Genomic DNA, 21,400 nt, shown 5'->3' with positions numbered 1-21,400 from the left:
TGTTTACATAAATAAAATTATGCTTTTAGCAAAAGCAAATCCAAAAGGCTAAAAAGACACTAAGTATGCTAAAAAGTGAACCAATCAAATAATACTCTGCAAATGCCGGACTTTCTGATATTTTATTATAACGCGCAATTGATTTTGCAGTAAAAACTAATCCTATCGAGGCAAACTGTCCCATAATCATACAAACGCCAATAACTATTCTCTCCAGTGTGCCAATCATTGCACCTGCGCCAGCGATAGTATCAACCCTTACAACTTCTTCAGGTTGATACTTTTCAAAAAGAATTTTAAAGATGATATTGCTTGGTTTTGTGATTAAGACAAGAAATAAAATAGCTGTTAACATTTCTCTGCTAAGCCAATTGGGAATTGTTAGAGGACTGCTACTAAGGGATATACCAAAGATTATCAGCAGATGTAAGGCTTGATCTAGTAAAAAGCTTTGACTTTTGTTTAAGGTGAGGTAGTTTGCTATTTTTGCTTTGTTTCCGTCAATAAGGGCATGACTGATGACTATAATGACGTTTGCCAACCAACTACTTGGAAAAATTATAAGAATAGGCAATAAGGTGATTCCTACAAATCCAATATGTTTGAGGAGGTAGTCAGGTCTTTGGCTTTTTAGCTCTGCCATTTTGGGGCTTTGTAACTGGTAATCTGCCAAAAAATGAGCAATTAAAAAACAAAGGAATAAGGGATTAGCTTTTAAATAGTCTGATAATCCATACATCACAATAGCTCCTCTTCTATTTTATTTAGCAAAGTTTTAGCAGCCATTCTTGTTCGAAGATAGATTTTAACATTACTGCTTTTTAATCGTTTTGACAAGGTGCTGGCTGTTAAGCCTAATTTTTCAGCAAGCACTTTCTGATCAAAAGTCTCTCGGTACGTATTTAACTCCAAAATGCTTTCAAAAACCTCTTCTTGACTTGCACGCCAGTTACTTTTGATCGCTTCACCAGCAGAAAGCAGACTGTTTATAAGCAAGTTTACGACATCATCTGGTGCTTGGACAAATAATTTTGTTTGTCCATAATCATTTTTTTGATGCACATGGTTAATGGCTTCTCTAGCATTCCAATAAGCTGGCCCATCTGCTCCGATACTGATTTCGGGATTGATGGCTGTTATAATTTTTCCAAAGCCAATACCATAGCGAATCTGATGAGGAGACATCATATAGCTAATATCGTCAATAATATGAAAAATATCAGCATCACTTTTAAGTAAGCCTTGAAATTCATCCCCTAATGTTATTGAAAACTTAGAGACAATTTCATTTTGGTACTTTGCATTAATTTTAGACAAACAACGCTTAAACTTTTCTTGAAAATCATAACGGTTGTCGACTTGTTTGGAATCGATAAAATCACCAATAAGGGCTAAGTAGTTCATAAGCTTCTCCTTTTGAAGTCTATTATAACAGACGAATTTTAAAAAGTCTATTATAAGCGACCAAATTAAAAAAGTCTATTATAATAGACTTTTTTAACACCAACACTAGTTCACACGATTAGCAGTAGTGCCTGTTTTGATGACATCTAAGGCTGCATTTAAACCACCTTCAACTAAATTTTTTACCGCTTCATCGGTGTAGTAAGCTGCATGTGGCGTATAAATAACCTTAGGATGATTAATTAACTCCAAAAACAAACGATCTGTGATTTCTTGTCCCGCAAAATTCTTGGGAACATAGGGACCCTCAAACTCATAAGTATCTATACCAGCGCCATCTAATAAGCCAAGATCAAGAGCTTGTAGCAAATCTTCAGTCTTAACGAGAGCCCCACGAGCCATATTAAGTAAAATAGCCCCTTTTTTGAATTGTTTAAAGAAATCTAGATTAAATAAATGATAATTTTCTGCGCATGGTGGCATATGTAAAGAAATGATATCCGCATCTTTTATAGCTTCTTCAACAGATTTCTTATAATCTAAAATCGCTGACGCTTCTTCACTTTGGTAAATATCATAACCAACAACTTTACAGCCAAACCCTTTAAATAACTTAGCTGTCGCAAGGCCAATTCTACCGGTCCCTATAATAGCAACCGTCATGTCCCCCATAACACGTCCTCTAATCGGTAAGCCCCATGAGAAATTCTGTTCTCTAACATTTGAACGAATTAACTCAACCTTACGAACAAGATTCAAAGCAATGGCAACAGTAAATTCTGCGATTGACTCTGGTGAGTAACTAGGAACGTTACTTATAATAAGATTATTTTCAGTTGCTGCATTAAGATCATACATATCTACACCAGCACTACGTTGAGCTATCTGCTTAATGCCCAATGTTTTTAAGGCAGGGTAAACGGCATCATCTAATGGTCCAACTTGAGCATTTACAACACCGTCATAACCTTTGGCATCCCAAACTGTTTCCGCAGTTAAAGGGCCTTCACTCATTGAAATCTCAATAGTCGTTCTATCTGACCAAGCTTGTGCTAAAAGGGCTTCTTCACCACGTACATTATACATTTTAAGTTTCATGATTATTGTCCTCTAAGCTTAGATATCCAACTTATAATCCACTGGATCAATCAGTTTAAACACTTTGATAAAAAGGTAATTAAAAACAAGGTTTAATAAAATTGGTGCAAGAACAAAAGTCAGAAGAACAATTAGAATATTCATCACAGACCAACCACCTTGCGCAAGATTAAGGGCATTAATAGGGCCGATTAAACCACTAATACCAAAACCAGCACTAGCTGGTGTGCCTTGAATATTAAATAATGCTGCCAAGATACCTAAAACCGCAGACGAAGCTATCATTGGTAACATAATTTTAGGCTTAGAAAGCACATTTGCCATTGAAATTTTAGGTGATCCAAGAACATGTGCTAATGATGTCCCTTTAGAGTTAACAGACCAACCAGCAAGACACAACCCAAAACTTGCTGCACAAATACCAAGATTGGCTGCTCCAGAACCAATACCAGAAAGGCTAATTGCTAAAGCAATACCTACCGTTGTGATTGGAGAAACGATAAGGAAACAGAAAATCATTGCAATTAAAATAGACATTAGAATAGGTTGTAAACCAAGTAATGAAGCAATACCTTGACCAATCATGGCAGTAATAACCTTAACATAAGGTAAGATGAAACGCCCAAAGCCACCAACCAGTAGTAAAGTAACTGTTGGAATAACAATAAGAGTGAATGATTTTGTTTTATCAGATAAAAACTGAATCAATAACACACCTAGTGCAGCTGTGATACCCATATTAATAATATCACCTGTACCTTGCATTGTAATTAAGCCCTTATCAAAATTTGCAGCACCACCAGCAAAGACCACTGCTAATCCCAACGAAGCAGATTGGATTGGATTGAATTTAAAATTCATTCCAACCAACATTCCAATAACAAGTCCCATCATGCTTGTAGCAACAGCTGTTGCAGCAATTAAAGTGGCAAATCCGCCCCACAATGGTAATAATGCTTTCATTAATTCACCAAGAATAGCTCCTGGGATAAGAACGATAACTGTTCCAAGTGCTAAACCATTTAGGACATTCATTGTAAATGATTTTACAGTTTGTTTTTGTACAACTTCAGACATTAGTTGCCTCCTTTTAGTTTGTTTGTGAATTCACTAACTATACATAAAATATAACACAGTTTCTAATAAAGAGGAAATTACAAAAAATTATAGTATTATAGATTTTGATAATAGTGTCATGAGACTTCTAAATATGCTATACTATGAAAAGAAAAGGATTTAGATATGGACATTAGACAACTAACTTATTTTATTGCTGTAGCGGAAACAAAGAACTACTCACATGCTGCTAAGAGTCTCTTTGTCACTCAACCAACCCTTTCACAATCCATCAAAAAACTAGAGTCTGAACTAAATACTACTCTATTCACTCAAAGCGGCCGGCAACTGTTATTGACAGAGGCTGGGGATATTTTATATCATCGGGGTAAGGATCTTGTTGGTCATTTCAACCAAATTGTTTCTGAAATACATCAACTTAATCAAGAAAAAAAGGAAGTAATTCGAGTTGGCTTAACCTCATTATTTGCCATTCAATTTATGAAACAAATTTCTACTTTTATGGCCACTCACTCAAACGTCGAATTATCCCTTATTCAAGACGGCTCCCGAAAACTTCAAAATTCTTTAGCTAAAGGTGATATTGACCTTGGGATTCTCTCTTTTCCAAGTATTCGTCAAGATATTACAATGGAACCTTTGCAAACCTCTACACAAGGCTATAAGGTCAGTATTGTAATGACAAAAAGCCATGAACTAGCTCAACACAAGAGTCTTCGGTTGGTTGATTTAAAAGATTGTAAATTTGCCTCATTAAACGAAGACTATATGCTTGGGGAAATGCTACCACGACGTAGTCGAGCTCTAGGTTTTGAGCCAAATATCGTTTTCAAACATAGTGACTGGGAAGTTTTAATTCACAGTTTAAAAAGTTTAAATGCTGTTACAATAATTCCAAGTGAATTTGAAGCTCTCGGGAAAATCGATGATTTGGTTTGGATTCCTTTTCAGGATAAAAATGATTTTTACCCCATTGGGATTGCCTACCGAGATGATTATGCCTTTAGTCCAGTCATTGAAGAACTCTTAAGTATCTTAAAAACAAACTAGAAAAATCTGGGGTAAATCTACTAGATAAACAACAAAAAGCAAGCAACACTTCACGTTCTGTCACCCAGAAACTGATGTATTGCTTGCTTATTTTTATTTAACTTTATCTTCTTTGTAGTCACAAGCTTCATTGCTACATACCACTTGTTTCCCGCCACCACGAATTTTCTTTTCAACCAAGAAATCACCAGATTTTGGACACGTTCGTCCTACTGGAATATCCCATGAAGTAAACTCACAGTCTGGGTAACGATCACAACCATAGAAAATTCTGTTACGTTTTGTTTTACGTTCAATCACTTGCCCTTTTTCACAAATAGGACATGTAACACCAATTTCTTTAGTGATTGCTTTAGTATTGCGGCAATCTGGGAAATTACTACATGCATAGAATTTACCAAAACGTCCTAATTTAATAACCATAGGTTCTCCGCACAACTCACAGTCAAAACCTGCAGGTTCATCCTTAATTTGAATTTTCTCAATCCCTTCTTCTGCTGCAGATAAATCATCAGCAAAAGGTTTATAAAATTGATCGATGACCGTCTGCCATTGTCTTTCACCAATCTCAACTTGGTCAAGCTTGGCTTCCATTTCAGCAGTAAACTTAACATCAACAATTCCTGGGAAAAATTCAACAATTAAGTTATTAACAATTTCACCTAACTCAGTCGGCTCAAAACGTTTAGCTGCTAATTTTACGTAGTAACGGCGCTGAATAACTTCTAAGGTCGGCGCGTATGTCGAAGGACGCCCTACACCGTTTTCTTCTAGTGTTTTAATTAGAGTTGCTTCAGAAAAACGAGCTGGTGGTTGTGTGAAATGTTGTTCAGGATTAGTTGATTCTTTTTTGACCACTTCACCTTCAGACATTTCAGGAAGCATTTTATTCTTATCCGAATCATTGTAAACTGCCATGTAGCCATCAAATTTAATTTGACTACCATTAGCCACAAAAATAACCTTATTTTGTTCAAGTGTCACTTTCATCGTATCAAAAATTGCTGCTGTCATCTGACTTGCCACAAAACGGTTCCAAATAAGTGTATATAACTTCAATTGGTCTTTGTTAAGATACTGAGCAATTGATTCTGGAGTATGATGAACACTTGAAGGTCTAATAGCTTCATGGGCATCTTGGGCACCGCTTGAATTCTTAACTTTGTTGCCATGTTTTGAATACTGGCTACCAAAGCGTTGACTAATGAAAGATGAAGCATCATTTTGAGCATAAGGACTGATACGTGTTGAATCTGTACGCATATAGGTAATTAAACCTTGGGTACCATTGCTACCTAGATTAATCCCTTCATAAAGCTGTTGGGCAACCATCATGGTTTTACGTGTTCTAAAGTTGATTTTATTAGCAGCATCTTGTTGTAGTGAAGATGTTGTATAAGGCAGTGGCGCATTACGACGACGTTCTTTTTTCTCAACTTTGTTAACGTCAAACTCATCAGATGTGATACGTGACAGAACGTCTTTAACATCCTCATGGGTGCTTAATTTTGTCTTTTTACCATCAATCCCATAAAAACTTGCTTGAAATTTTTTGCTGCCCTTTTTAAAAATACTATCAATTGACCAATATTCTTCAGGAACAAAGGACTTGATATCATTTTCTCGGTCAATAATTAATTTTAAAGCAACAGACTGAACACGACCTGCAGATAGACCTTTTTTCACTTTTTTCCAAAGAATTGGCGAAATCGAGTACCCAACAATACGATCTAAAACTCTTCTAGCTTGCTGAGAATCGACAAGATTCATATCAATTTCACGTGGTTCAACAAAGGCGTTTTTAACAGCATCTTTGGTGATTTCATTAAAGACAACACGATTTTTTTCTTCTAAATCAAGTCCTAATATGTGTGACAAATGCCAAGAAATAGCTTCTCCCTCACGATCCGGGTCACTCGCGAGAAAAACTTTTTTAGCATGTTTAGCCTCTTTTTTAAGGGAATTAATTAAGGGACCTTTTCCTCTAATATTTATATATTGAGGTTCATAATTATTATCAAAATCAATAGACATAGATGATTTTTTCAAATCTCTGATATGTCCAACAGAAGCAACAACTTTATAGTTACGCCCTAAATATTTCTCAATCGTTTTTGCTTTTGCAGGAGATTCCACAATAACAAGATTCTTTTTTGTTGTCTTTGTTTTTTTCTTACTCGTTGTTTTTTTGTTTGCAGTTTGAGTCTTGCTGACAGTTTTTGTTACCAATAAACACACTTCCTATCACTTAATGGTTAAAGCTTATAGAATAATATCCCATTTTTTTACAACTGTCAATAAAAAAATGCCATATAAGAAGAAACTTTATAAAAATTGGTATTCAGAAATGATGTCAAGTCCTTTTGTAACAAGCTTCGCTCCCTCTTGAATGAGGTGATTCCCTCCCTGCGACTGTTTGTCAAGGATGGCGCCTGGAACAACAAAAATATCCCTACCGTAATCAAGTGCAAAGCGACAAGTGATTAGACTACCAGAACGCCATTTGGCTTCTGCCACTAAAACTCCCATAGATAAGCCTGCAATTATGCGATTTCGTTCTGGAAAATGATGTGCTAAAGGTGCTTCCTTAGGGCAATATTCACTTAATAATAAATGCTTTTCAGCAATAAACTCCTGTAATCTTCTATTTTCCTTAGGATAATAAATGTCTAACCCTGATCCAATAACAGCAATAGTCTCTCCACCTTGTTTGATGCTCGAAAAATGAGCTACAGTATCAATTCCTCTAGCCAACCCACTAACAATAACAAACTGATTATTAAGTTGCTTGATGAGAGATTCAACAGATTTGTTTCCAACTGCTGAGGATTTCCTTGACCCTACCACTGCTAATTTATGCCGATTTAAAAGCTCTAAATTTCCTTGATAAAATAATAATACTGGCGGATTATCAATTTCTTTTAAAGCAAGGGGATAGGTCTTGTCTAAAATTGAAAAGCTGGGATACTTCTTAAATTCTACTCGTAACTCTTTTATATTTAACAGCTTGTAATTTTCTAAAAACAGACATGGTTTACTTGTTCCTGAAACAACAGCCATATTTCTAAGTGATAGAGATTTCTTAGTTTGCTGGCTATAATGAATGATATTTAGAATATGATGATTTTTTAGGCCAGCTTTCTTTAATTTATACAGTTCAAAGTTATTCATATTACACCTCTCTACCTAAACATTCGAAAAAACTCTCCATTTCTGAAGAGTTTTCCTTGCTTGTTCTAAGAAATTTCTTTAATCACTTTAGCAGGATTCCCCGCGATGAAAAGATTATCTCCAAATGATTTTGTAACCACACTACCTGCTCCAACCACAACATTATCACCCAATGTGACTCCAGGTAATATCGTAACACCTCCACCTAACCAAACATTATCACCAATCGTAATTGGAGCACCATACTCCTGACCAGAGACACGTTTTTGAGCATCAAGTGGATGCAAGGGCGTCAATAGCTGGCAGTTAGGTCCTAGCATAGCATTATCACCAATTCTAATTTCACAAACATCTAACATCGTTGTGTTAAAATTAGCATAAAAATGGTCTCCAAGATAAATGTTACTGCCATAATCACAAACAAATCCTGGTTCCATATAGACATGCTCACCAGTTGCTCCTAACCATTCCTTTAGAAACTGACTTCGCTTAGAAGCATCAATACAGTTATTAAAGTCAGCTATTTTTTGGCGTGCTTGCTGGCGCATATCCGTTAATTTCTTATCACCAGCGTTATACAATTGACCCGCTAGCATTTTTTCCAATTCTGTCACGATAAGTCTCCTTTAAACTTCACTAGCTAGCATAGATTTGACTGGTTCAAAACTCTTTCGATGAATTGGTGTGACACCTTGGCTTTCTAAGCCTCTTAAATGATTTTTAGTTCCATATCCAGCATTATTTTCAAAATCATAGCCAGGGTATTGAAGAGCATAATCAGACATTATATGATCTCTAGTAACCTTAGCTACGATAGAAGCTGCCGCAATTGATAATGAATTAGCATCTCCTTTAATGATTGACGTTTGACTAATTGGTAAATCTAAAGTCATAGCATCAATTAAAAGATGCTCAGCAATTAATCCATCAGAATGAAGTTGATTAACGGCTTCATTCATGGCTAATTTTGTAGCTTCATAAATATTAACACTATCAATAATATGATTATCCATTATTCCAATCCCAAGTGCCAAAGCCTGATCAAGAATATCATTGTAAATGGCTTGATGCTTTGATTTTGGAATTTTTTTAGAATCATTTAAACCAACTATTTTACAATTTTTTGGCAAAATAACTGCCGCAGCAACAACTGGTCCTGCTAATGGTCCTCTACCAACTTCATCGATACCAGCAATATAGTTAATCCCATTATTATAAAGTATTTTTTCATAGCGTAACATCTCTTCTAAACGAGCATCTTCATCTAAAATCGCCTGAATTGCCTTTTTTCGTTGCAAGAGAGCCTTTTGAACGCCAGAGCGGCTATCTGCTTCATATTGACCCAAACGAGGGTCAGAGAGCTCTAAAATGCATTCTAACTCGTCTTTGATTTCTTTAATCGTTTTGCTCATCTTGATCTCCAACGTGGTCGAGAGTAAAGACACCTAATTTACCATCACGCACATCTTTAACAAAGAGATTATAAAAGCGATCATAATCATCTCTAAAACCAAGCTTTCGTGTCATTTCGACAATTATCTCAGGTGCTTCCAGCTCAAGATTTATCCCTTTGAAACGCTCTTCAAGACGATTAGGATAATTTGCTTTAAAGAAATTCAAACCAAAAATAGTCACTTCATCTAATGGTAAGAGTTGATCTTTGATGGCTCCAGTAAGAGCTAATTTCAATCCAACTAGCTGGTCTTCAAATTTTGGCCACAAAATACCCGGTGTATCCAGAATTTCCAATTCTTTATTTGATTTCAACCATTGTTGCCCTTTAGTGACACCCGGCTTATTCCCAACAACTGCAATTTTTTTACCAGCTAATCGATTCATCAAAGTTGATTTCCCTGCATTAGGAATACCAATAATCATGGTACGAAGTGTTTCTTTTTGAATCCCTCGATCTCTTAATTTTTGAATTTTATCAGCCATCAATTCTTTAGCTGCTTCAGTTACTTTTTTGACAGTTGACTGTTCTTTAGAATTAATAGCAAGTGTTTTAATCCCTTGAGATTCATAGAAACGTCTCCACTCTTGAGTTCTACTTTTATCAGCTAAATCTGCCTTATTTAGAATCATTAACTTCGGCTTGTCGCCAACAATTTTAGTTAACATTGGATTTTGACTTGATAAAGGCAGACGAGCATCTACTAAAATTGTCACAAAATCAACATGTTTAATATTTTCTTGTACTTGTCTTCTTGCTTTGGACATATGTCCTGGGAACCATTGAATGATAGCCATGTCGTTTATTTCCTTTCTCTTATAAGACTTTTACAACATCTTTACTTCTTTTTATAAGCTATTGGGTTAGGCAAAACAATTCTTCTTAGTTTAAAGAAAATGCCTAAAAAATGCGATTAGTTTTATTTTTCTTACTCTCTAAAATCAAAAAAAACTAAAGAAATCAAATAGTTAAAACTTAACAATAGCCTTGTTACTGTTTTTTAAAACTCAATAGAAAAACAATAAAATAAAGACCAATAGTCTTATTTTATCATTTTTTTGAATATTATGCTTTGAGTTTTCCTATTCTTTTTGACTGATCACACTAACAGTTAACATTAAAACAAAATGACGTGCATGATAGCACATACTAGTAATTTTAAACTTATTAGAACTGAATAAATAGCATCTATTATTGATAAACCAAAATAGCGCCCAAAAGAGCTTGCTTATAGGTTTTGGGGATATTTGTTTAATCCTATTCTTCTCAATTGTGATGAAATTGATTAGGCAGGTCTTCAATTTTCTGTTGAATTAGGGCAATGATTTCATCATTAGTTGGTAAATCAGAATGTTGGGCATCTTCACCTGTTACAGTTGTTTCAGTGTAGTGAGCCACTTGTCCTTGATAAATATATTTTCCAGCATTCACACTGGCATCCGGCACCAATTCATCGGAATCATAAGTAATTGTTCCAGCAACAGAATACATATAAAGTGTGCTGGGAATTGTACTTCTGTCTGCAATAAAATCAGCTAACATTTCTGATTTGTTTTTGATATTGGTTTCAGTAAAGTTGTATGGTGTTCCAATCGTCATAAGGCGTTTAAGTTCAACATCGTAATTATTAAGATAGTTTTCAATAAAAGCAGTGTAGATGAGACCACCATTTGAGTGCCCCAAGCCTTTAAAATTATTAAAATTGTACTTGTTTTGCAACTCAAAAAAAACCTTATTAACCATATTTGCTTGTTTTTTGATATTATTATAGCCATCTTTATTGTTTTCAAAACCAATCACAATAATTGGCTCATTATCCTTTGACGCAATCTTACCAGAATATGTCGTATGACCATCATTCCAAACCTTAACTTTTAAAAGACTGTGTGGAACACCACGTCTATTTTGATTAAGTTTATTTACAAGACCATCAAAACGATTTTCCGTTGCAGAACTCCCTGGAATCATTATTATAGGAGATAGTTTTGAATTATAAAAAGTCTCAATCGCTTTAACATTCTGTCTCGTCCAAGTATAAGAGGGCACTGCTAAAAAAAGAATAAAGACAACAGCTGCCACTAACACCCACTTAATGGTCTTCTTCATTGTTCATTTCCTCCATGTTGTTGGCTATAATCATGCAGACGATTATCTAATTGCACAAAGGGAACATATATAAATACATCTACTGCAAATAAAACTAAGGAAACTATTAAAGAACGTAAATTCCCTACACTCCCTATAAAAGCATAAAGAATATTTGGCGTACCATTAGGAACAGGATAAACTGCAGGAGGCATCAGTTTTAAAGATAAGAAAACAGCAGCTAAAAGAACGTTTATCACAGGAACCAATAGAAATGGGATCACATAGATTAAGTTAAAAAAGATAGGTATACCAACCATGCAAGAGGCACCATGATTAAAGAGAGCAGGAAAAAGACTACGTAAACCTACGCTTTGGTTCTTTCGACTGGTCGATTTCCAAAGGATTGCAACAATGAATGCTACCATACCACCGATACCAGCCAAGGCGCCATATGCTGCATAAAGATTCGTATCCGTAAAAAGAAATGGAATAGTATTGGAAGAACCTTTTCCAAGTGCAGCATTTAGATTAGTAAGCGCATCGTTATCATTTAACAATCCAATTTCTTTGTAGGGACTGCTACTTCCAACCCAAGCACTTAAGGAACGTAAAATGCTGTTAATAGAAACTTGTATAATGCCACGTCCGTTAAAAAATAAATGGGTCAAAAAACCTTCAATACTTGTCGTCAGTTTGTATTGTCGTGCTAATATTAACAAAAGGTTGGAAATAATTCCAAATAGTGTTGTGATAATAATTGGACGCATGGTACGGGGTCTATAAATGAAATACTCATCAACAATCTCGTCATCCAAAGGATTTGATAAGCGAAAAATGTGACCGATGACATAGCCAATAAGAATGGCAAGCAGTAAGTTAAAATGAACAGACAAATGTATCGGACTAAGGAAATTGTCACTTCGAGGAGCTTCAAAAAGCTCTCTTGAATAAAAAATAAGACTGAAAAGAAATGCAGAAATTCCCGCAGTACCAGTGCTTCTTCCATAGGAACCAGCAGTATACTTAGCAGCAAAATAAGTGGTTAATGGCGCCATTAAACCAACAAATAATAAAACAAGATGTGATAGAAGACTTGTAATCATTGTAAAAGAGGGAAACCATTTAGAAATCCCAAATAAGCTATTAATAAAGCCGACATCATTAAATATGGACTCTGAAAAAACTAGGAGAATAGCCGTTAAAAGCATAAAAGGAAATACTGATACTAGGGTCTTTTGCGTAATTTGAACAAGCCTTTTTTTTCGCAAAAGTAAGAGATGGTAAAATAGGATTTCTTGCATACTTTCTCCTAAACCTAAATTAATAAATGAGGACATCTGATTTCCATATTTACTGCTATTTTGATAGCTCAAAAACAGTTAATACTAGTAATTTTACTTATTCTATCACTATCTATTTTTAAATACAAATGATTATACTCTTAGTATTTTTCTAACAAAAACCGTCACAATCACAGTCTAGGAGTAAAATGACCCATTCTTAATCCAATAGCCTCTTTAAGAATATTATTTGCGACTAGCTGATTAGTAAAAAGCTTCGATTTTGAAAAAAATAAGGAACTTATTTGCATTATTTTTGATATAATTATATAATCTAGTTACCATAACTAGATTAAGGAGTTTTTAAAAATGAATTATCAAACGCTTCCCTCTTGGGAGGAATTGCCCAATTTAGACCTCTATCTTGACCAAGTCTTACTGTATGTCAATCAAACGACCGCAATAACTCCTGAGTTGGTGCAAAAAGAATTGACCGCCTCAATGGTCAATAATTACGTCAAACATGGCTATCTAAAAAAACCTATTAAAAAGAAATATCAAAAAGAACAAATAGGAAGATTGATTGCTATATCACTCTTAAAAAATAGCTTCCCAATTCAGACTATTGCAGTGGTTTTAGAAAATCTCACTTCTCATTATTCATCTGAGCAACTCTACGATGCTTTTGTTCATTATTGGAATCATAAACAAACTGACAATTGCTCAGAGATTATCATATTAGCCTGTCAAACCGTGAAGCATTATTATAAAACACTCAGCATTGTTAACACATTACAAATCAAAGAGGAAAACCAATGAACCAAACCTTTAAAAAAAGCCACCCCTTAAGTTTTGGTGAGGAAGTCGCTAACGCAACCACCCACGGAGCTGCTGCACTTATAATGTTATTATTAATCCCTGCGGTAGCTATATTTTCTTACAAAACCAACAATCTTACAACAGCTGTAGGCACATCAATTTTTATGATTAGTCTCTTTTTGATGTTTCTATCATCAAGCATCTATCACTCCATGTCATACCATTCGCCACAAAAATACATTTTACGCATTATTGACCACAGCATGATCTATGTTGCCATTGCAGGCTCATATACACCAATTGCCTTATCTTTAGTTGGTGGATGGCTTGGTTATATCATCATGATTTTACAGTGGGGGGTGACTATTTTTGGAATTCTTTATAAAATATTTGCACAAAAAATCAATGAAAAATTTAGTCTTATCTTATACCTCATTATGGGCTGGATGGTTGTTTTTATTTTTCCTATTATACTTCCTAAAATGACGATAACTTTCGGAATATTGATGTTACTAGGTGGTCTATCTTACACTATAGGTGCTCTATTTTATGCTAAGAAGAGACCCTATTTTCATATGATTTGGCATCTTTTTATTCTATTAGCTTCATTTCTGCAAATGCTTGCCATTATTTTTCATATGAACTAAAATGACAAGTTGCTCCAATAGATTTAGTTTATTGATAGGTTTATAATAAGTTATAAAAATAAGGAGGACATTTAGATGAAGACCGTTGCTATATTTTATAATCCAAAATCTGGTAAAAAAGATGATCAGCTTCAAGAAACTGTTAAAAATAGTCTTATCAATCATGGGTTTTCAGCTGAAAACATTACAATAATTTGTCCTGAAAACAGCAAAGATGCCTTTGAAAAAGCCAAAAAAGTCGCTCAAGCTAAAACCGATATTGTTATTCCGCTAGGAGGCGATGGCACTTTAAATAAAATTATTGGCGGTGTCTATGAAGGAGGCAGTTTTTCTAAAATTGGTCTCATACCTTCAGGTACTGTTAATAATTTTGCAAAATCATTATCTATTCCATTAGACGTCGAGACCGCAATCAAAACTATTGTTGCTGGCAATGAAAAACGAGTAGACATTTGTAAAGCTAATGATAACTATATGATTAGCAGTTTAACTTTAGGACTTCTTGCAGATATTGCTGCAAATGTTACTTCTGAAGAAAAACGGAAATGGGGCCCATTAGCCTTCTTAAAGGATAGTATTAAAATACTAAGACGAAATAGAAGTTACCATCTTTCGATTGAAACTCCCCAAAAGACCACAATTATTAAAACTCGATTTTTATTAATTACAATGAGTAACACCATAGCAGGCTTTCATTCATTTTCACCAGATGCCTTAGTTAATGATGGCTTACTACAGGTTTACACCATGAAAAAAATTGCTTTTTTCCCTTTTTTAAAACATATCAATGAATTTCGTCAAGGCGATTTTTCTAATGCCAAACAAATTAAGCATTTCCATACCAATTCTTTAAAGTTATCCCCTGTTAGAAAAGACCATTTTGCGGTTGCACGGACTAGAATTGACGGTGATAAAAGTGACTACCTTCCCATTGATTTAACAGTTCTAAAAGAAGCCATTACAGTCATCGTCCCATAAAAAAAGAGGCTAAGGCCTCTCAGAGTGAAGACAAAGTCCCTGTCTTCACTCTTTTTGATGTTTTTCAAAAGTGGCTCGGACGTAAGCGACTTCCTTCAGAATTCCATTACTCATTTTTTAGCCCTGGTCTAAAAAATGCCGTCGTGGCTTTTCTAATTCGGAATAAGCCACTCATGCCACTGGGAAAAACATCACAATCGTCATTAAAAGTGAGAGATTTTCTCTTCTTGGGAGTATAATAATAGTAAAAATAATTGTGAGGTGCTCTCTATGTTTCACAAAGAAAATCCTAATTACAATCGCAATCAAGTCGGTTTTTATACCCTAGATGAGTTAGTTCCAGAAGATCATCTGCTTCGTCAAATTGACCAAGCTATTGATTTCTCTTTTATTTATGACTTAGTGACAGATAGTTATTGTCTTGATAATGGGCGTCCTAGTTTAGATCCAGTGATGTTAGTTAAACTCCCTATTATCCAATGTCTCTTTGGTATTCGTTCTATGAGACAAACCATTAAAGAGATAGAAGTGAATGTGGCTTACCGCTGGTTTCTTGGATTGACATTGGAAGATAAGGTCCCTCATTTTACGACTTACGGCAAGAACTACAGTCGTCGTTTTCAAGATAAACAAGTGATTGAAGCCATCTTTTCTCATATATTAGGGCTATGCCTTAATGCTGGGCTGATTGATCCGACTGAAATTTTTGTGGATGGCACTCATATCAAGGCAGCTGCTAACAGTCACAAATATAGCAATCAGAAAGTTGATAGACAAGCTAAGTTTATGAGTGACCAATTGGAGCTGGAAATTGCTAGGGACAGGGAGAAACATGAAAAAAAGTCGCTAGGGCTCGCCAAAGAAAAAGAGCCCATAAATAAGAAAGTTTCTACGACCGATCCTGAAAGTGGTTGGTATCATAAGGGAGAACATAAAGATGTCTTTGCTTACACAAGTCAAGTGGCATGCGATAAGAATGGTTGGGTCTTAGCCTATACTGTAGATGCAGGAAATACTCATGATAGTCAAGCATTTCCTGCACTTTGGAAGAAGATAAAAGAGTTCCGGCCAGACTTTATTATCGCTGATTCTGGCTACAAGACTCCTAGTATTGCCAAGTTACTCTTGGATAATGAAGTGAGACCTGTTTTCCCCTATACTAGGCCTCGTGGTAAGAAAGGCAATTTAAGACCAAATGATTTTATTTATGACTCCTATTATGAGTGTTATCTTTGTCCTGAACACCAAGTATTGTCTTATACAACAACAAATCGAGCTGGCTACAGAGAATATAAAAGTGCCCCCGAAATTTGTGTTTCTTGTCCCCTTCTAGGAATTTGTACTGACAGTAAGAATCACCAAAAGGTAGTGACCCGACATATCTGGAAAGACTACCTGGATATTTGTGAGGATATTCGGCATCAAAGTGGTATGAAAGAACTCTATAAACAGCGCAAACAGAGTATTGAGCGGCTTTTTGGAACGGCTAAAGAATACCACAACCTTCGTTATACTAGAGAAATTGGAAAGTCCAAAATGAAAGCTAAAGTTGGACTGACTTTAGCGTGCCTAAATCTCAAAAAATGGGTTAAAATGATGGCTGGGAAGCCTTTTTATTTTGGGCTTAAATGCCTTATTTATCTGATTTTAGTGAAATTTAGGCGAAACAATAAAAAAAACAAACTAGCAATGTCACTAGTTTGTCTTCAATCTGAGAGGCTAAGGCCTCTTTTTTTATAATGACATTATTTTTCAGACAACTTTCCCACAACATCTTTAAGTTTTTGTCCAGCTAAGCCTGTGTAAGATAAGACATCTTTTTTTACAGCTTGATAACTGTGATCAAAACCTGAATTTAATGAATCAGAATAATCTTCAACAAGCTCTTTAGTGTCCTCAGCTTTTTCAGATAGAAAGTCTGTCAGATGATCACTTAACTCTTTAACCTTATCATTAAGATCATCAACCTTGTCACTACTTTCTTTTAAAAGCTGGTTTTTGTCAGACTCAGAAAGACTAAGATAAGCAAGTGCTGCAGCAAAGCCTCCTACAGTTAATCCGATTAAAAGTCCTTTATTTTTAGGTGTCATAAAAATCTCCTATCTCATTTTTCGATCATTAAGTATTTTTCGCGCTAACTTAATAGCCGGAATCAACAATAATACAAGTTGAACAAGGTCTGTTTTACTAACTTTTTTCTGAGTTTTAGGGATTTTGTTGTTTTTAACTACTTTATTAACATGTAATTTCATACGTCTCTCCTCTTTTAGAAAATAGGACACTAGTAAAACCTAATTAGTTTTACCAGTGCATTTCCTAGTGTCTTATCGAAATAGAAGACTCATCGTACCGATACACTTATAATAGAAGTCAAAGTCTATTTTAAAAAAAGTGACAACACGTTTTGTTTTCTATAGTGTCATTTTATTATCTCTCGTCATTTTTGTCAACAATTATGCATCAAAAAACTGTTTGAGTGTCATCAAACAGTGTAAGAAATATCTTGATTTGGCCAGATGAACACTTTGCCACTCTTTAATTGATAATGTAGCCTTGAAAAAAAATCTTCTTGATTCGCAAAAAATGCAAATCCTCTTTAATAACACTAACTATCAATAATGCAACTAGAACTAAAATTAGTCCTATTATTAATAATCTATAGTTCATTAATAATAGACTGTCCTGATCCAACAACACATCCAATTCCTGCGTCTAGTATATATAAGAGGCCTGAGAAAGCTCCTGTAATTATTGCTCCGCCTACACAATTTCCTGCAACAGATCCCCAATTAATTTTACCACCATCTACACTTGCCAAGTCAACTTCATGCAAAATTTTAAAATCTTCATGTTACTTCATAATCCAAACTCCTTACTTAAAGTCACACAATCAAGAAAATGGAGACAAATTCATTCTGTCTCCATTTTCTTGATTCTCAGATTTTAACCACTAGGTTAATTGATTAAAGTCCCAAATATCATTTACCCAGCCTTCATAAAAATCAGGTTCATGACAAACCATCAAAATAGAACCTTTGTAAGCTTGCAAAGCACGCTTCAACTCATCTTTAGCATCCACGTCCAAGTGGTTTGTCGGCTCGTCAAGAACCAAAACATTATTTTCTCTATTCATCAACAAACAAAAACGTACTTTAGTTTGTTCTCCACCCGAAAGCACTTGAATTTGGCTTTCAATGTGTTTTGACGTTAAGCCACAACGTGCCAATGCTGCACGAACTTCTGCTTGATTTAAGGCCGGAAATGCATCCCAAACAGCTTCTAGAGGCGTTTGGCGATTGCCTCCTGCCACTTCTTGCTCAAAATAGCCTAAATCAATAAAATCCCCTCGCTCAACTTCCCCAGAAATAGGGTGGATCAAACCCAATAAACTTTTAAGGAGGGTGGATTTTCCAATACCATTAGCTCCTGTAATAGCAATTTTTTGATTTCGTTCAAAAGATAGATTTAGTGCCTCTTTTGTCAAGGGGCGGTCATAACCAATGACCAAATCTCTAGCTTGAAAAATAAAACGACTTGGAGTTCGTGATTCTTTAAATTCAAAACTTGGTTTTGGTTTTTCAGATTGTAACTCAATAATATCCATTTTGTCTAATTTTTTCTGACGAGACATGGCCATATTACGTGTTGCAACACGCGCTTTATTTCTGTTCACAAAATCTTTTAAGTCCGCAATTTCTTTTTGCTGACGTTCATAGGCGGCTTCAATTTGAGATTTCTTCATCTCATAAACCTCTTTAAATTGATAATAATCGCCAGTATAACGCACCAAGTCTTGATTTTCAACATGATAGACAATATTAATAACATCATTTAAGAAAGGAATATCGTGAGAAATCAAAACAAAGGCATTTTCGTAGTTTTGAAGGTAACGTTTTAACCAATCAATATGCTCCGCGTCAAGGTAGTTTGTCGGTTCATCAAGTAAGAGAATGTCGGGTTTTTCTAACAATAGCTTGGCTAGCAGAATTTTTGTTCTCTGACCACCAGATAGTTCTGTAACGTCAGAATCCATCCCAAAGTCCATGACACCAAGAGCTCTTGCAACTTCATCAATTTTTGCATCTAAAGTATAAAAATCACGTGTTTCCAAGCGATCCTGTAGTTCTCCAACCTCTTCCATTAAAGCATCAATATCAGCATCAGGTTCAGCCATAGCTGCATAGATATCATTAATACTCGCTTCGGTTTTAAAAAGCTCATCAAAAGCTGTTCTCAAGACATCACGAACTGTTAATCCTGGTTCAAGAATAGTATGTTGATCCAAATAGCCAGCTGTTACATATTTTGACCATTCAATTTTACCTTCATCAGGTTGCAAATGTCCTGTAACAATACTCATGAAGGTTGATTTGCCTTCACCATTAGCACCAACAAGGCCAATGTGTTCGCCCTTTAATAATCTAAAAGACACATTCTCAAAAATGGCTCTATCACCAAAACCGTGACTTAAATGTTTTACTTCTAAAATACTCATATTATCATCCTTAATCATCAAAAAAGCCGTCAAAACGGCATAAATCTATATGTCATTATGGCAAAAATACGCACATTTGTCAACGCATGATAGGCCAAGTCACTTATTCTATTCCAAATTTGCCTCTTTTTGCTATTTAAGATAGAATATAAAAAAGAATCTGTATGGGGACATAAGGCATGCTAAACAAATACCAACAAATTATTAATGACATTACCCAATCTATCACTGAAGAAACATTGGTAAAAGGAGATAAAGTTCCTTCTATTAGGTCACTAAGCCAAACGTATCATTGCAGTAAAGATACTGTTCAACGTGCTTTACTAGACTTGAAATACCAGGGACTAGTTTATGCTGTTCCAAAGAGTGGTTATTATATTTTAGGAAAGCAAGAAAATACTAATAGTTACCTTAGTCCTTTTAAAAACCATCATAAACAAGCTTATGAAGATTTTAGACTCTGTCTAAATGATAGCCTCAGCCAACAAGAAAGTTACCTTTTTGACTACTATTATAAAAATCAAGGTCTGGATGATTTGATTGATTCACTACTTTCTTATTTTGCTGAGATTGCAGTCTATGCCAATAAAGAAGATATTATCATCACATCAGGTACCCAACAAGCACTCTACATTTTAAGCCAAATGACCTTTCCCAATGCCAAAGATTGTATTTTATTAGAATCACCAACTTATCATCGCATGGAAGACTTAGTCAAATCACTTGGACTTCCTTTTAAACGCATTGATCGCTCCTTTAATGGAATAGATTTAGAGGTTTTAGAAAAAATTTTTAAAGCAGGTGATATCAAGTTTTTTTATACAATTTCAAGGTTTTCAAACCCATTAGGTCTCTCTTATCGTAATGAGGAGAAGGAGAAAATTATTGCCCTGGCTAATCAATATGATGTCTACATCATCGAAGACGACTTTTTAGGGGAATTTGCTAAAAGCAATAATACTCCTCTACATTATTTTGATATTAATCAGCGTGTCATTTATTTAAAATCATTCTCTGTTAGCGTTTTTCCTTCTCTACGAATAGGGGCATTAGTGCTTCCAAAAGCATTGCAAGAACCATTTTTAACACATAAAAGCATGATTGACTTAGACACTAATTTAATCATGCAAAAAGCATTGTCACTCTATCTAGCTAATGGTATGTTTGATAAAAATTTAAAACAACACAGACACATTTTTCAAACTATGCTTCAAAAAACAGAAAAGTATTTGCAAAAAGAACTTGGATTAGATGATTATACTGTAACCCCTCAATTTCTAACATTAAGATACGATTCCAAAAACTGTGATTGGGATTTAAAGCATTTGAAAAAGCATCAATTGCTAAGGCATAAAAAATCAAGTTACCTCCAAATAGAACTTAAGGAAAACACTCTCGATTTCTTAAGGTCTCTCCATACCAAAGCTAAAAACCGCAATTAATCACTTGCGGTTTGTTTTTATATTATTTTGTCTGTTCAAATCGTAAATGAACAATGACACTATCGCCATAACCATTTCTTTCCAAATCACGTTGCAAACGGTAAGAAATATAATGTTCTGCAATATTAATGTAACCTGCATCCATTAAACGATTCTCAACAAAAGATTGGATCATATTAATGGTTGGTTTTTCAGCATGAACTTCTTCTAAATCAATAATAACTTTTTTGGTGACATTAGCAAGGTTTTGTCTCCATGTATCATCCATAACATAAACGGTTTGAGCCGCTCTAATGATAGCTTGGTAAATTTTATCTGGATCAAATTCTGCAACTTGACCGTCACGTTTAATAATCTGCATGGTATCGCCTCTTTTCATTGATTTTCATCCTACTTAC

At 35.0% G+C, this 21,400-nt stretch carries 22 protein-coding genes; 6 read left to right on the top strand and 16 right to left on the bottom strand.

Annotated elements, in window-relative coordinates:
* Positions 1-25: 25 nt before the first annotated feature.
* The 4 genes from Q9317_RS05180 to Q9317_RS05165 all read right to left on the bottom strand — a co-directional run bounded on the left by Q9317_RS05180 (position 26) and on the right by Q9317_RS05165 (position 3,579).
* A complete protein-coding gene (locus tag Q9317_RS05180) occupies positions 26-742 on the bottom strand; it encodes a DUF3307 domain-containing protein (protein WP_031239171.1) in 717 nt (238 codons plus the stop codon).
* On the bottom strand, positions 739-1,404 hold the full coding sequence (locus tag Q9317_RS05175; RefSeq protein WP_003099599.1) for a SatD family protein: 666 nt from the start codon (positions 1,402-1,404) through the stop codon (positions 739-741). The genes Q9317_RS05180 and Q9317_RS05175 overlap by 4 nt, the downstream gene beginning before the upstream one ends.
* A 105-nt stretch (positions 1,405-1,509) precedes the next feature.
* Positions 1,510-2,502: a D-lactate dehydrogenase gene (locus Q9317_RS05170; RefSeq protein ID WP_003099592.1), complete on the bottom strand. Its 993-nt coding sequence runs from the start codon at positions 2,500-2,502 to the stop codon at positions 1,510-1,512.
* An 18-nt stretch (positions 2,503-2,520) separates the two neighbouring features.
* On the bottom strand, positions 2,521-3,579 hold the full coding sequence (locus tag Q9317_RS05165; RefSeq protein ID WP_003099589.1) for a PTS sugar transporter subunit IIC: 1,059 nt from the start codon (positions 3,577-3,579) through the stop codon (positions 2,521-2,523).
* Between the two features lie 165 nt (positions 3,580-3,744).
* On the opposite strand from Q9317_RS05165, the gene Q9317_RS05160 reads away from it, so the two are divergent.
* Positions 3,745-4,629, top strand: coding sequence for a LysR family transcriptional regulator (locus Q9317_RS05160; RefSeq protein WP_003099578.1), 885 nt, complete (start codon positions 3,745-3,747; stop codon positions 4,627-4,629).
* Between the two features lie 93 nt (positions 4,630-4,722).
* On the opposite strand, the gene topA is transcribed toward Q9317_RS05160, so the two are convergent.
* The 7 genes from topA to Q9317_RS05125 form a co-directional block, all read right to left on the bottom strand.
* Entirely contained in the window at positions 4,723-6,858 is a 2,136-nt protein-coding gene (topA, locus tag Q9317_RS05155) for a type I DNA topoisomerase (protein ID WP_003099575.1), read from the bottom strand.
* A 96-nt stretch (positions 6,859-6,954) separates the two neighbouring features.
* Entirely contained in the window at positions 6,955-7,800 is an 846-nt protein-coding gene (dprA, locus tag Q9317_RS05150; protein ID WP_003099573.1) for a DNA-processing protein DprA, read from the bottom strand.
* Between the two features lie 65 nt (positions 7,801-7,865).
* Positions 7,866-8,414, bottom strand: coding sequence for a sugar O-acetyltransferase (locus Q9317_RS05145; RefSeq protein ID WP_003099570.1), 549 nt, complete (start codon positions 8,412-8,414; stop codon positions 7,866-7,868).
* A 12-nt stretch (positions 8,415-8,426) separates the two neighbouring features.
* Positions 8,427-9,212: a ribonuclease HII gene (rnhB, locus tag Q9317_RS05140; protein ID WP_003099568.1), complete on the bottom strand. Its 786-nt coding sequence runs from the start codon at positions 9,210-9,212 to the stop codon at positions 8,427-8,429.
* Complete coding sequence (gene ylqF, locus Q9317_RS05135) at positions 9,196-10,050, bottom strand: ribosome biogenesis GTPase YlqF (RefSeq protein ID WP_003099566.1); 855 nt, start codon at positions 10,048-10,050, stop codon at positions 9,196-9,198. The genes rnhB and ylqF overlap by 17 nt, the downstream gene beginning before the upstream one ends.
* Before the next feature lie 469 nt (positions 10,051-10,519).
* Positions 10,520-11,359 (bottom strand): alpha/beta hydrolase, encoded by an 840-nt coding sequence (locus tag Q9317_RS05130; protein ID WP_003099563.1) that lies wholly within the window; start codon positions 11,357-11,359, stop codon positions 10,520-10,522.
* Positions 11,356-12,678: a PTS sugar transporter subunit IIC gene (locus tag Q9317_RS05125; RefSeq protein ID WP_225111305.1), complete on the bottom strand. Its 1,323-nt coding sequence runs from the start codon at positions 12,676-12,678 to the stop codon at positions 11,356-11,358. The genes Q9317_RS05130 and Q9317_RS05125 overlap by 4 nt, the downstream gene beginning before the upstream one ends.
* 312 nt (positions 12,679-12,990) lie before the next feature.
* On the opposite strand from Q9317_RS05125, the gene Q9317_RS05120 reads away from it, so the two are divergent.
* The 4 genes from Q9317_RS05120 to Q9317_RS05105 all read left to right on the top strand — a co-directional run bounded on the left by Q9317_RS05120 (position 12,991) and on the right by Q9317_RS05105 (position 16,805).
* A complete protein-coding gene (locus Q9317_RS05120; protein WP_003099557.1) occupies positions 12,991-13,440 on the top strand; it encodes a DUF1836 domain-containing protein in 450 nt (149 codons plus the stop codon).
* Entirely contained in the window at positions 13,437-14,087 is a 651-nt protein-coding gene (gene trhA, locus Q9317_RS05115) for a PAQR family membrane homeostasis protein TrhA (protein WP_003099555.1), read from the top strand. Before Q9317_RS05120 ends, trhA begins: the two co-directional genes overlap by 4 nt.
* 75 nt (positions 14,088-14,162) lie before the next feature.
* A complete protein-coding gene (locus tag Q9317_RS05110) occupies positions 14,163-15,065 on the top strand; it encodes a diacylglycerol/lipid kinase family protein (RefSeq protein WP_003099553.1) in 903 nt (300 codons plus the stop codon).
* A 270-nt stretch (positions 15,066-15,335) separates the two neighbouring features.
* Positions 15,336-16,805 (top strand): IS1182 family transposase, encoded by a 1,470-nt coding sequence (locus Q9317_RS05105; RefSeq protein ID WP_003099552.1) that lies wholly within the window; start codon positions 15,336-15,338, stop codon positions 16,803-16,805.
* A 5-nt stretch (positions 16,806-16,810) separates the two neighbouring features.
* Here Q9317_RS05105 and Q9317_RS05100 read toward each other — a convergent pair whose 3' ends face one another.
* The 4 genes from Q9317_RS05100 to Q9317_RS05085 all read right to left on the bottom strand — a co-directional run bounded on the left by Q9317_RS05100 (position 16,811) and on the right by Q9317_RS05085 (position 19,560).
* Positions 16,811-17,155: a YtxH domain-containing protein gene (locus Q9317_RS05100; RefSeq protein ID WP_003099551.1), complete on the bottom strand. Its 345-nt coding sequence runs from the start codon at positions 17,153-17,155 to the stop codon at positions 16,811-16,813.
* A gap of 9 nt (positions 17,156-17,164) precedes the next feature.
* Positions 17,165-17,317, bottom strand: a complete 153-nt coding sequence (locus Q9317_RS05095) for a hypothetical protein (RefSeq protein WP_003099550.1) — start codon at positions 17,315-17,317, stop codon at positions 17,165-17,167.
* A gap of 404 nt (positions 17,318-17,721) precedes the next feature.
* Positions 17,722-17,898, bottom strand: coding sequence for a class IIb bacteriocin, lactobin A/cerein 7B family (locus tag Q9317_RS05090; protein WP_003099545.1), 177 nt, complete (start codon positions 17,896-17,898; stop codon positions 17,722-17,724).
* A gap of 117 nt (positions 17,899-18,015) precedes the next feature.
* A complete protein-coding gene (locus Q9317_RS05085) occupies positions 18,016-19,560 on the bottom strand; it encodes an ABC-F family ATP-binding cassette domain-containing protein (RefSeq protein ID WP_003099543.1) in 1,545 nt (514 codons plus the stop codon).
* A 179-nt stretch (positions 19,561-19,739) separates the two neighbouring features.
* Here Q9317_RS05085 and Q9317_RS05080 point away from each other — a divergent pair, with 179 nt between their 5' ends.
* Complete coding sequence (locus Q9317_RS05080; RefSeq protein WP_003099541.1) at positions 19,740-21,002, top strand: aminotransferase-like domain-containing protein; 1,263 nt, start codon at positions 19,740-19,742, stop codon at positions 21,000-21,002.
* Positions 21,003-21,024: 22 nt separating this feature from the next.
* On the opposite strand, the gene Q9317_RS05075 is transcribed toward Q9317_RS05080, so the two are convergent.
* Positions 21,025-21,363 carry an ATP cone domain-containing protein gene (locus Q9317_RS05075; protein WP_017794672.1) on the bottom strand — a complete coding sequence of 113 codons (339 nt, stop codon included), beginning with the start codon at positions 21,361-21,363 and terminating at the stop codon, positions 21,025-21,027.
* Positions 21,364-21,400: the final 37 nt, after the last annotated feature.

The sequence above is a fragment of the Streptococcus iniae genome (assembly GCF_030732225.1).
GTDB lineage: Bacteria > Bacillota > Bacilli > Lactobacillales > Streptococcaceae > Streptococcus > Streptococcus iniae.
This window is presented reverse-complemented; position numbering and strand designations above follow the sequence as displayed.